Source organism: Nocardiopsis coralliicola (assembly GCF_054779695.1).
In genome coordinates, this window is sequence record NZ_BAAGXT010000040.1 from 48,986 (window position 1) to 57,800 (window position 8,815).

General features: G+C 74.6%; 8 protein-coding genes. 4 read left to right on the plus strand and 4 right to left on the minus strand.

Going from position 1 to position 8,815, the window contains the following annotated elements:
* Nucleotides 1–10: 10 nt before the first annotated feature.
* Nucleotides 11–484, minus strand: coding sequence for a hypothetical protein (locus tag ACYVGT_RS22105; protein WP_460861670.1), 474 nt, complete (start codon nt 482–484; stop codon nt 11–13).
* 138 nt (nt 485–622) lie between these two features.
* Here ACYVGT_RS22105 and ACYVGT_RS22110 point away from each other — a divergent pair, with 138 nt between their 5' ends.
* Together ACYVGT_RS22110 and ACYVGT_RS22115 are read left to right on the plus strand one after the other, a co-directional pair.
* On the plus strand, nt 623–1,558 hold the full coding sequence (locus tag ACYVGT_RS22110; RefSeq protein ID WP_460861675.1) for a diacylglycerol/lipid kinase family protein: 936 nt from the start codon (nt 623–625) through the stop codon (nt 1,556–1,558).
* A 376-nt stretch (nt 1,559–1,934) separates the two neighbouring features.
* Nucleotides 1,935–2,186, plus strand: a complete 252-nt coding sequence (locus ACYVGT_RS22115) for a WhiB family transcriptional regulator (RefSeq protein WP_460861678.1) — start codon at nt 1,935–1,937, stop codon at nt 2,184–2,186.
* A gap of 378 nt (nt 2,187–2,564) precedes the next feature.
* On the opposite strand, the gene ACYVGT_RS22120 is transcribed toward ACYVGT_RS22115, so the two are convergent.
* Nucleotides 2,565–4,124: a sensor histidine kinase gene (locus ACYVGT_RS22120; protein WP_460861681.1), complete on the minus strand. Its 1,560-nt coding sequence runs from the start codon at nt 4,122–4,124 to the stop codon at nt 2,565–2,567.
* Between the two features lie 106 nt (nt 4,125–4,230).
* Between ACYVGT_RS22120 and ACYVGT_RS22125 the strand changes: the two genes are divergently transcribed.
* Together ACYVGT_RS22125 and ACYVGT_RS22130 are read left to right on the plus strand one after the other, a co-directional pair.
* Entirely contained in the window at nt 4,231–4,974 is a 744-nt protein-coding gene (locus ACYVGT_RS22125; protein ID WP_460861684.1) for a GntR family transcriptional regulator, read from the plus strand.
* Nucleotides 4,975–5,167: 193 nt separating this feature from the next.
* Nucleotides 5,168–6,826, plus strand: a complete 1,659-nt coding sequence (locus ACYVGT_RS22130) for an acetolactate synthase (protein ID WP_460861685.1) — start codon at nt 5,168–5,170, stop codon at nt 6,824–6,826.
* 115 nt (nt 6,827–6,941) lie between these two features.
* Here ACYVGT_RS22130 and ACYVGT_RS22135 read toward each other — a convergent pair whose 3' ends face one another.
* Both ACYVGT_RS22135 and ACYVGT_RS22140 read right to left on the minus strand, forming a co-directional pair.
* Nucleotides 6,942–7,343 carry a thioesterase family protein gene (locus tag ACYVGT_RS22135; RefSeq protein WP_460861687.1) on the minus strand — a complete coding sequence of 134 codons (402 nt, stop codon included), beginning with the start codon at nt 7,341–7,343 and terminating at the stop codon, nt 6,942–6,944.
* A 66-nt stretch (nt 7,344–7,409) separates the two neighbouring features.
* Nucleotides 7,410–8,696 (minus strand): HD-GYP domain-containing protein, encoded by a 1,287-nt coding sequence (locus tag ACYVGT_RS22140; protein WP_460861699.1) that lies wholly within the window; start codon nt 8,694–8,696, stop codon nt 7,410–7,412.
* Between the last annotated feature and the right edge of the window lie 119 nt (nt 8,697–8,815).

Here is an 8,815-nt window from a genome sequence, read left to right on the forward strand (position 1 = left end):
ACTCGGCCGGTCAGTCCCGGCCCGGCGCCTCGTGCTCGGTGGGCAGCCGGCCGCCGGGGAAGAGCGCCGCGGTCACCGACGACGACAGCACCAGCCCGAGCGAGGCGACCGCCGCGGCGACCATCGCGACGCTGATGCCCATCTGGTCGCTGGTGTACATCGAGTAGGCGATGATCAGCATGAAGATCTGGGTCAGCACGATCGGGCCGCGTGCCCAGCCGCGCAGCATGAACAGGCCCCACGCGACGTAGAGCACCGCGGCCGCCGCACCGAGGGCCAGCGCGGCGAGCGGGAGCGCAAAGGACTGCCCGGCACCGCCGCCGGAGAGCGCGGTGGCGAGGATGCGCACCCCCTCCACTGCGATGACCGCACCGATGAGGCCCTGGAGTACTGCGCCGATCACGGCGTTGAGCGGTCGCGCACCGGGGCCTGCGGGCGTCGCGGCACTGCTGCGGGGCGCGTCTGCGGATTCATCTGGGGACACGTTCCAGCCTATCCGCCGCCCTCCGCGGCCGGGACCGGCCCGCCGGCCGGCGCGGACTCCCCGCAGCCCTGGCCGCGCGGGGCGCGCAGGCCGCAGGGCGGGCGCTGGGGCGGGCCTGCGGCGCCCTAGACTGGCGGGGTGCGCGCGCTCTTCATCGTCAACCCCAACGCGACCACCACCACTCCGCGGGCGCGCGACGTGATCCTCGGCGCCGTCGCGCGCGACGTCGAGCTGCACGTCGCCCAGACGGAGTACCGCGGCCACGCCGGCGAGATGGCGGCCGACGCGGCCGGCGAAGGCTTCGAGCTGGTGGTCAGCCTCGGCGGGGACGGCACCGTCAACGAGGTCGTCAACGGACTGCTGCGCACACCGGAGGGCCTGCAGCGGCCGAGCTACGCCGCGATCCCGGGGGGCAGCGCGAACGTCTTCGTGCGCGCACTCGGCCTGCCGGCCGACCCCGTGGAGGCCACCGGGGCGGTGCTCGAGGCGCTGCGCTCCGGGTCCGGCCGCACCGTCGGCCTGGGGCAGATCCTGAGCGGCGAGGACAACCGCTACTTCACCTTCTGCGCCGGTTTCGGCTGGGACGCCGAAGTCGTCGGCGAGGTCGACCGGCTGCGCGGCGAGGGCCACCGCGCGACGCCGGTGCTGTACGGCAGGGTCGCCCTGGAGCGGTTCCTCGGCGGCGCGGCCAGCACCGGATCGCTGCGGGTGGAGGTGCCCGGCTGCGACCCGGTCTCCGACCTGCACATCGCCCTGGTCACCAACACGACGCCGTGGACCTACGCCGGCTCGCTCCCCGTGCAGCCCACGCCGCGGGCCCGCTTCTCGCTGGGGCTGGACGTGTTCGCCACCACCACCGAGAACGCGGCGACCACCGCCATGCTGCTGCGCCAGATGGTGGCGCGCAGCGGCGTTCCGCCCGAGGGCCGCGGCTATATCTCGCTGCACGACCTGGACCGGGTCACGGTCTCCTGCGATGAACCGCGGGCCTTCCAGGTGGACGGGGAGTATCTCGGCGTCCGGGATCGGATCGATTTCCGTTCTCTCCCGAATGCATTACGAATCATCGTCTGACGCCCGGGGCGCCCGACTTGTGACACACACGACACCGCGGCCCCGCCGACGGCCTCCGCCCGCTCTTGCGTGCGCCTGCCAACCCTGAGAGTCTCGTCATGACGCCGCACGTTACGCGCGAGTAAAACGGATGATTCCGAGGTGGGAACGGCTGCGGTCCTCCCGCTGGCAGCAGATCACACCGTTGGCCGCTCCGCGGATGCGCGGGCGGCGCCCGGCGCGCCGGGGGGACAAGGGTGTCGCCCGCGCTGCAGTGCACTGCTGCCCGGGTGCGCGAATGCACTCCGAAGACAACACTACCCTGCCCCCGCACAGTTCGTGAACGAGTTCACAATGCGCACGCCCCCGAATGCCTCGCTGTGAGGAGTTGATCCGCATGGACTGGCGCCACCACGCCGCCTGCCGTGACGAAGACCCCGAGCTGTTCTTCCCCATCGGCGATTCCGGCCCCGCACTGCTCCAGATCGACGAGGCCAAAGAGGTCTGTGCCGCCTGCCCCGTGTCGAGCGCGTGCCTGCAGTGGGCGCTGGACACCCGGCAGGACGGCGGCGTCTGGGGCGGCATGAGCGAGGCGGAGCGGCGCACGCTCCGCCGCGGTGCACGCTCCACCGTTCGCGCCGCAGTCTAGGATCCGCACCGGCCTACCACCGGGCCGGCTCGCACCGCCCCGGTGCAGCCGCCGGCCCGCGGATGCGCCCCGCACTCCGCCTCCGCCGCGCAGCCCGCTGGGCGGGCGGCGCACTGCTAGCCGCCCTGGGCACCACTGCTCCGCGTCCGCCACGCCCACCTCCAACCAGAGGCACTGTCTATCAGGGGCGCCCGCACCGCCGGCACCGGCCCCCGCTCCCAGCGCCGGAGCGGCCGCCGGTGGCCGCTGCGAATAGCGCCTGCGGCCGCCCCTCCCCGTATTCCGCGCTCCGCCGGGCCTACCGGGCGGATGCGGAGAGCACCGCGAGGGGGTCCCAGGGGACGGCGCCCAGCAGGGCAGTCGCCCTCCCCTCCGGCCCTAGACCTCTTCCGGAGCGTGGTGGTCGATCGGGAGCTCGATGGCGACCGCGGTGCCGCCCGCATCGCGCGGTTTGATCTCCAGCTGGCCGCCGAGCTCGCCCACCACCAGCGTCCGCACGATCTGCAGACCGAGGCTGGTGGCCCCGTCGAAGTCGAAATCGTGCGGCAGGCCGCCGCCGTCGTCGGTCACCTCGATCTCCAGCGTGCCGCCGGAGGCGTCGTCGCCGGGCGGCGCGTCCCGGCGCACCACGGCCACCTCGATCGCCCCCGGCCCGTGGCCGAGGCCGTGCTCCACCGCGTTCTGCACCAGTTCGGTGAGGACCATCGACAGCGGCGTCGCCACCAGGGCCGAGAGCAGGCCGAAATGGCCCACCCGGCGGGGCGTGACCGGCACGCCGGTGGAGGAGACCTCGGCGGCCATCTCTATGACGCGGTCGGCGATGTCGTCGAAGTCGACGATCTCGTCCGGGGTGTGCGAGAGCATCTCGTGCACGATCGCGATCGACCCGACCCGGCGCACGGCCTCGTCCAGCGCGGCGCGCCCCTCGCTGTTGTCCAGCCGGCGCGCCTGCAGCCGCAGCAGCGCCGCCACCGTCTGCAGGTTGTTCTTCACCCGGTGGTGGATCTCCCGGATGGTGGCGTCCTTGGTCATCAGCTCGCGCTCGCGGCGGCGCAGCTCGGTCACGTCGCGGACCATCACCAGCGCACCGATCCGGACCCCGTCGGTGACCAGCGGGATCGCCCGCAGCTGGACCGTTGAACCGCGCGCCTCCACCTCGGCTTCGCGCGGGGCGCGGCCGCCCGCGGTCCAGGTGAGCGACTCGTCCCGCGGATCGCCGGCGGCGGCCAGGTCGAGCGTGGTGCGGGCGAGGCTGGTGCCGTACAGATCGGCGGTGAGGCCGAGGCGGCGGTAGGCGGAGAGGGCGTTCGGGCTGGCGTAGACCACCTCGCCGTCCCGGTCGAGGCGGAGCAGCCCGTCGCCGACCCGCGGCGAGCGGACCATCAGCGGACCCTGGTCGGAGAAGGGGAACTGGCCCTCGGCAATCATCTGCGCGAGGTCGCTCGCGCTCTGCAGGTAGGTGAGCTCCAGGCGGCTGGGCGTCCGGGCCGAGCTCAGGTTGGTGCTGCGCTGGATGACCGCGATCAGCTTGCCGTTCCGGCGGACCGGGATGGCCTCCTCGCGCACCGGGACCCCGCCGGACCAGTCCGGGTCGCCCTCGCGGCGGATCCGCGACTCGGCCCAGGCGCCGTCCAGCAGCTCCAGGCGGGCGCGCAGCCGGGCCCCCTCCGGCCCCTCCGCCGTTTCGGCGGCCGCGGCGGACTCCGGTGAGAGCACCGTCTCGACCATGTCGTCCAGGAACGCGGTGGGCCCGGTGGTGGGCCGCATCTGCGAGACGGCCACCCAGCCGGCGGTGTCGCGCAGCCGCACCCACAGGACGAGGTCGGCGAAGGAGAGGTCGGCCAGCAGCTGCCAGTCGGAGACCAGGGAGTGCAGCCATTCGAGGTCGGCGGTCTTGAGCGCCGTGTACCGCCGGATGAGGTCGCTGAGGTGAGGCACTCACAGATCATCCCACGAGTGCGGGCATACTCGGAGGACGGACAAGACCAGTGGTCCACACCTGTGGGCCCGGGCGCACCGCGACCGCAGGTGGAGGAAGGCGAACGTGACCGCAGACCGAACGGTCCGGGAGGATCCCCGGGTCCCGAAGTACTACCAGGTCAAAAAGCAGCTCCTGGAGCTGATCGAGACCATGCCGGCCGGCAACCCGGTGCCGCCCGAGCGGGCGCTCGCCGCGCAGTTCCAGACGTCGCGGACCACCGTCCGCCAGGCGCTCACCGAGATGGTCGTCGAGGGGCGGCTGCTGCGCATCCAGGGCAAGGGCACCTTCGTCGCCAAGCCCAAGGTGGCCCAGGTCCTCCAGCTGCAGAGCTACACCCAGGAGATGCGCGCGCACGGCCTGCACCCGGCCACCCGCATCCTCGACGTGAGCTACATCAACGCCGACGACCAGCTCGCCGAGCTCCTCGCCATCCGCTCCGGCGGGCGGGTCCTGCGCATCGAGCGGCTGCGGCTGGCCAACGGCGAGCCGATGGCGGTGGAGACGGCCCACCTCGCCGCACGCCGCTTCCCCGGCCTGCGCCGCCAACTGGACCGGTACGCCTCGCTGTACGAGGCGCTCGCCAGCGCCTACGACGTCCGGCTCAACGAGGCCGAGGCCACGATCGAGACGGTGCTCGCCACCCCCGACGAGGCGCGGCTGCTCGGTGTCGACGTCGGCCTCCCGCTGGTCCTGCACTGCCAGCACAGCTTCGACGCCGACGGCCACCCCGTCGAATGGGTCCGCTCGCTCTACCGCGGCGACCGGTACAAGTTCGTCACCCGGCTGCGTCCGCCGGACCTCGACTGACCTGCGCCCTCCCCGGCGCCGCCAAGCCGGCGGCGGCACCCCCTTGTCCCGGTGCGGTGGATGTCACTACGGTGCTCTCCAGTGCTATTTAACTGACGAGTAAACAAGAAGCGGTCGGCGGCCAGCGGCCCGGCTCTTCCGCGGGCAGCACCGGCGCCGACCGCCACCGGACCACCGAGACAGCGAGGCACCGATGGAGACGGCCCCCTACTCCGGCCAGATCGAAGGGCACGGCGGCGTGCACGCCGTATCCGTGGCCCGCCACCACGGCGCGGACACGATGTTCACCCTCAGCGGGGGGCACGTGTTCCCGCTCTACGACGCCGCGGTCAAGCCCGAGCCGACGATGCGGCTGCTCGACGTCCGCCACGAGCAGACCGCGGTGTTCGCCGCGGAGGCGGTCGGCAAGCTCACCCGGCGCGCCGGCCTGGCCGCGGTCACCGCGGGTCCCGGTGTGACCAACGCGGTCTCGGCGATCACCGGAGCCCAGTTCAGCGGCGCGCCGCTGGTCCTGCTCGGCGGCCGGGCGCCCGAGGCGCGCTGGGGCCAGGGGCTGCTGCAGGAGCTCGACCAGCCGCCGATGCTGTCCACGGTCACCAAACACGCCGCCACCGCGCGCAGCACCGACTCGATCGCCGGCGCCGTGGACTCGGCGTTCCGCACGGCCAACGCCGCGCACCGCGGCCCGGTCTTCCTCGACGTGCCGATGGACACCCTCTACGACCAGGCGGCGGTCGCGCTGTCGGGCCGGGCGCCGGAGCGCCCGGCCCCCGACCCGGCGGGCATCGCGGCCGTCGCGGCGCTGCTCTCCGACGCCGAGCGCCCGGTCCTGGTCTTCGGCTCCGACGTGTGGCTGGACGGCGCCGCCGAAGCCGCGCTGGCCGCCGCCGAGGAGATCGGTGCGCCGGTGATCACCAACGGACAGGGCCGCGGCATCCTGCCGAAGGGCCACCCGCTGCTCGCCAACCGGGCCCGCGGTGCGGCGTTCGGCCGCGCCGACGCCGTCGTGGTGGTCGGCACGCCGCTGGACTTCCGCCTCGGCCACGGGCTGTTCGGCGGGGCCGACGGCGCTCCGCCCGCCCGGGTCGCGCACGTCGCCGACTCCCCCGGCCAACTGGTGCAGCACACGGCGCCGGCGGCCGCCGCTGCCGGTGACCTCTCGGTGGTCCTCACCGCGATCGCCGAGCAGACCCGCCCCAAGCCCGGCGTACGCGCATGGGCCGAGGAGGTCGCGGCAGCGCAGAAGGCGGCAGCCGGCGCCGACGCCGACGCGCTGGCCAGCGACGCCAGCCCCATCCACCCGGCGCGGATCTACGGGGAGCTGAACAAGGTCCTCGCCGACGACGCCGTGGTGATCGGCGACGGCGGCGACTTCGTCTCCTACGCCGGCAAGTACATCGAGCCCGCCCGCCCGGGCAACTGGCTCGACCCGGGCCCGTTCGGCTGCCTGGGCACGGCCATGGGCTACGGCATCGCCGCCCGGCTGACCCGCCCGTCCGCGCAGGTGGTCGCGCTCCTCGGCGACGGCGCCGCCGGCTTCTCGCTGATGGACGTGGACACCCTGGTGCGGCACAAGCTGCCGCTGGTCATGGTCTGCGGCAACAACGGCGTGTGGGGCCTGGAGAAGGCGCCGATGCAGATGCTCTACGGCTACGACGTCGTCGCCGAGCTCACCCCGCAGACCCGGTACGACCAGGTGGTCCGCGCCCTGGGCGGCGATGGCGAGCTGGTGACCGACCCCGATGGGATCGGCCCGGCCCTGCGCCGCGCCTTCGACTCGCCGGTCCCCTACATGGTCAACATCGCCACCGACCCGGACAACGTCTACCCGCGCAAGACGATGGGCGTCTGAGGCGCCGCCGCCCCGGCCGGCGGCGCGGCGCTTCCCGCCGCCGGCCGGAACGGGCAGCGCGTTCGCGTCCGAGCAGCGCGCCTCCGGCCGCGGCCCCGGTGCCCTTTCCCGAGTGCTATCCCGCGACGGCGGCCAAGAAGCGCTCCCGATCGACGACGACGCGTTCCACCTCGCCGTCGGCGAGGAGCCGCTCCGGGTCGGCGCCGTCGGCGACCGCGACGTGGAAGACCAGCCGGCGGCCGTCGCTCTCGCGCAGCTCCGCGGTTGCCGTGACGGACGCGCCCACCGGGCTGGCGGCCCGGTGGCGCAGCCGGATGCCGGTGCCGACACTGGTCGTTCCGGGCTCCAGGCGGCCGTCGAGCGCGGCGACGGTGGCCTGCTCGGCGAGCGCCAGGACCCGCGGCGTGCCGAGGACTGCCATGTCGCCGCTGCCCAGCGCCGCCGCAGTGTCCCCGGTACCGACGCGCAGCGCCGCCGTGCCCTTGTCGCCCGCCCGGGGCCGTTCGATGTCACTCATGGGCCGCAACCTACTCGATGCGCGCCCCGCCGCCTGCCGCCCGGGCCGGGGGTGCCGGAGGCGGGGTCAGCGGCGGGGCAGGCCGCGGGCGAGGACGCGGGCCGCGGCTTCCACGACCTCGGGGTCGTACTCGCCCCCGGCGTCCATCCGCAGGCGCTCCAGCACCGCCTCGCCGCGATCGGGGTCGGCCGACTCGCCCACCAGGTCGTCGTAGGCGTTGGCCACCTTGATGATGCGGCTGCCGAGCGGCGGCGGGCCCGCGCCGCCGTCGCCGGCGCAGTCCTCGCACTGGCGGCGGACCAGCTCGGCGACCGCGTCGAGCACGCCGGTCTCGCGGATGACAGCCGAGCCGAGCTCGGCGATGCGGCGCTGCTCCCGCGGCGACGCCAGCACGGTGGCGCCGCTCGCGATCGGGTCGCGCAGCGACAGCTGCCCGATGTCGTGCATGAGCGCCGCGTACTCCAGCTCGCGCAGGTCCGACTCGCGCAGGCCGAGCTCGCAGCCGACCGCCCCGGCCAGTCGGGAGACCCGGCGCGAGTGGCCGGTCTCCACGTAGCCGCCGACCTCGGTGACCCGCGCCAGGGCGCGCACCGTCTGCAGGTAGGTCAGCCGGATCTCGGCGAACCGCCGGAACGCGAACTGGGTGACCAGGAGCGGTGCCATGAACACCAGCAGCCCGCCCAGCCCGGTCGCGGTGCAGGCCAGGGCGATCAGGATGCCGGAGGCGCCGGTGGCCATCCCGATGCCGAGCTGGGCCCGCGTCTCGTCGCGCAGCGCCACCGGCAGCCGGGTGCGCAGCCGCTCGGCGCGGACCGCGGCGGCCAGTGCGACGTCGACCGCCCACGCTGCCAGCACCAGCGCCACCATCACGCTGAGCACGAGCCACCAGTCCCCCGGCGCGGGGGTGAGCACCTCGGCGAACGGCCGGAACGACACCGCCGCGATCGACGGCATCAGCAGCCGGCGTGCCAGGTCTCCCCAGCGCGGACCGCGGCCCACCGCCAGATGCGGCAGTTCGCCGAGCGCCAAGCCGACCACCACGACCGCCACGACCTGGGCCGGGCCGTGGTGGGCCGCCTCGCCGCCGATGTCGGTGAGCAGCGCATAGCCCAGAGCGCCGGCCGAAGCGATGGGCGCCACCTCGCGGTGGCCGGGCAGCGTGATCCGGGCCAGCTCGCCGGCGGCGACCAGGACGCCGAAGGCCAGCGCGGCCTGCGGCTCGGCGAAGCCCTCGACGAGCGACCAGACGACAGCGCCCGCGCCGCACACCGCGGCGACGGCGATCAGCACGCCGCGGATCCGCTGCGCCGGCGGTCCGGCGGATTCGGTCTGCGCCGCCCAAGGGGCGCGCAGCACGGTCACCGGGGGGCCTCGCCGCCGGCGCGGCTGCCGACCGGGCCGGCATCGGGCACGGTGCCGCGGGCGGAGCCCGGCTCGGCAGCACCGCGGACCGGCGGGCGCGTCCCGTCGGC